Raw genomic sequence first — 2602 nt, 5'->3', positions numbered from 1 at the left:
GCGCCAGACCCTTGAGGCCGGTGTGGGCCTGCACTTCCTGGCCGACCTCGAGCACGCTGCGGCAGAACAGGTCGGCCCGGCCGATGGCCACCATCTGGAACAGCGCCTCGTAGCCGTTGGCCTCGGCGACCGTGAAGCCGTTGGCACGCAGGATGTCCGCATCGGCCCAGCCGCGGCCCTGCACGTGGCGCAGCCGCGCCACCGCGCTCAAGGTATCGGCCTCGCGCACGACGGCGCGTTGGGGCGTGTGCACGAAGCAGACGCGGTAGCGATTCACGCCCAGATGAATGGGAAAGAGCACCGGCACCAGGCCCGCGGCCCGGCCGGCGTCCGGCCCGGTGACGACGAGGAAGTTCGGTGCGGCCTGCTGGGCTGCTTCCAGCAGCGCGCGCCGCTTGTTCATGGGCGCTGACAGCTGCAGGCGGTAAGCGCCGTCGGTCCCGCGCGTCTTGTCCAGCGCCAACTGCACCGCATCGCGGATGTAGGCGTTGCGCAGGTCGGCCTCGCTGTCAGGCGCACGCAGCGTCAGCGTCAGTTCCTGCGCATGGGCCACTCCGGCTGCCACCGCGAGCAGCGCTGGCAGGCCCTTCAACAGGCGGCGTCTGAGCAGGTCGAGGATGCTGGACACGGGCCGAATGTAGCTCTGCCAGCCAGGCCCGGGAATGGTGACCACCCCTGAACGGGCACGTTATGGCGCAACTGGCGATCGTGACTTCCTCCACGCATTTCCACCCTCAGCGCCGCGCCCTTGCAATTGCTCACAATCCGCCCGCAACGGCCTCCCTAGCATCGCGTTCGGCTCTCTTTCGAGGGCCCTCGAACCCCATGCCGGCCGCCACAACCAACCCACCCCAACAACCTGCCCAGCCGCGGCTGCTGAGCGGCGCGGGCGGCCGCTCGGGCACCATCACGGCGACCGAGGCGACGTCCTTCGCCGCCACGATTCCCTTCAACCGGCCCCAACCGACAACCACGCGTGCGGCGGCGGCACCCACGCCTGTCAGCGGCGCGCTCCCACGCTGGGCCAAGGGCGTTGTCATCGGCGGCGTGCTGCTGGCCGTGGCCATGCCGGCCTCGGTGCTGATGTCGCGCTCCATGCTCGTGCAGGAAGCCCTGACCGAGCAGAGCAGCTCCAAGGCGGCGATGGTCTGCACCGGCGGTGAAGGGAAAGCGGTCGACGACTCCAGCCTGCTGGGCTGGCTGTTCGGCGGCTCCTACTTCAGCTGCGGCGACTGGGAGACACGCGAGGCCCGCGTGCAGCGAGATCGTGATCGCGATCAAGCCAACTACATGGCCCGCGAACGGGCCAAGCAGGGGCTGAATTAGAGGGCCTGTTAGCGCCACGGCAATGGGCCGCGTTGTGGCCAGAAAGGCCGCAGGCACGACAGCAGACCGCAAGCTGGGCTCATGCCCAGCGAGGATCTGCAACACAGCATGCGGTCTTTCTGGCCGCAACCCTTCGGGAAGGCCCGCCGCAAGGGGCCACTCGTTGTTGCAGCCCTGGCCCGCACGCGAGTGCGGGCGGCGCGCTGCGTCTAGATTGGCCCCTTGCGGCGGGCCTTCGCGACCCATTGCCGTGGCGCTAACAGGCCCTATTCCAGGTCGGCCATCCGGCGGACCTTGACCTTGCGCCCCTTGAGCTTGCCCAGCGACAGCCGGCGCACCGCCTCCTTGGCAATGCCGCGCTCCACGGCCACATAGCTGTGGAAGTCGGTCACATTGATCTTGCCGATCTGTGTGCCGGCAAAGCCGGCCTCGCCGGTCAGCGCACCCAGGATGTCGCCAGGGCGGATCTTTTCCTTGCGGCCGCCCAGGATCTGCAGCGTGTCCATGGCCGGCAGCAGCGGGCCGCCGGGAGCGTCCTGAAGGCTATCCAGCGGCTGCCACTTGAATTCCTGGCCTTGCAGCTGCTCGATGCGGCCGATGCGGCCCATCTCGTCCAGGCTGGCCAGGCTCAGGGCCAGACCTTCCGCACCCGCCCGGCCGGTGCGGCCGATGCGGTGCACGTGCTGTTCGACGTCGGCGCTGATGTCGACATTGATGACGCAGGCCAGGTTGGCGATGTCCAGACCACGCGCGGCCACGTCGGTGGCCACCAGCACCGAGGCGCTGCGGTTGGCGAACTGGATCAGCACCTGGTCGCGGTCGCGCTGCTCCAGGTCGCCGTGCAGGGCCAGGGCGATGAAGCCCTGGGCGGCGAGCACGGCCTCCAGGTCGCGGCACTGCTGCTTGGTGTTGCAGAAGGCGATCGTCGATTCGGGCCGGAAGGCGCGCAGCAGGCGCGGCACGGCGTCCAGGCGCTCGCCCTCCCCCACCTCGAAGGCGATCTGGCGGATGGTCGACGCCGCGGCACTCGTTGAACCCGCGACCTTGACCGTCTGCGGCTCGCGCATGAACTTGGCGGCGATCTCGGTCACGCCCTCGGGGAAGGTGGCCGAGAACAGCAGCGTCTGCCGGTTGGCGGGCGCTCGCTTGGCGATCGCCTTGATGTCGTCGAGGAAGCCCATGTCCAGCATGCGGTCGGCCTCGTCCAGCACCAGGGTGTTCAGCGCCGACAGGTCCAGCGTGTCGCGCTCCAGGTGGTCGATGAGGCGTCCCGGCG

The 2602-nt window shown here is 69.2% G+C and carries 2 protein-coding genes and 1 pseudogene; 1 reads left to right on the top strand and 2 read right to left on the bottom strand.

The features are described from left to right. Positions 1-628, bottom strand: a pseudogene (locus tag ACXJKR_RS29435) (hypothetical protein); the annotation flags it as partial. Positions 629-825: 197 nt separating this feature from the next. Here ACXJKR_RS29435 and ACXJKR_RS29430 point away from each other — a divergent pair. Beyond that, on the top strand, positions 826-1326 hold the full coding sequence (locus ACXJKR_RS29430) for a hypothetical protein (RefSeq protein ID WP_457325863.1): 501 nt from the start codon (positions 826-828) through the stop codon (positions 1324-1326). 266 nt (positions 1327-1592) lie between these two features. On the opposite strand, the gene ACXJKR_RS29425 is transcribed toward ACXJKR_RS29430, so the two are convergent. Continuing rightward, the coding region (locus ACXJKR_RS29425) for a helicase-related protein (protein WP_457325862.1) at positions 1593-2602 on the bottom strand (1010 nt) is incomplete at its 5' end.

The sequence above is a fragment of the Roseateles sp. P5_E11 genome, assembly GCF_054049355.1.
Note: the sequence above shows the minus strand (reverse complement) of the source record. Positions and strands in the feature narration are given on the sequence as shown.

What these genes read in the sequence shown, in the direction of transcription:
- ACXJKR_RS29430 (WP_457325863.1), top strand. Translation starts at nt 826, where the DNA reads ATGCCGGCCGCCACAACCAACCCACCCCAACAACCTGCCCAGCCGCGG.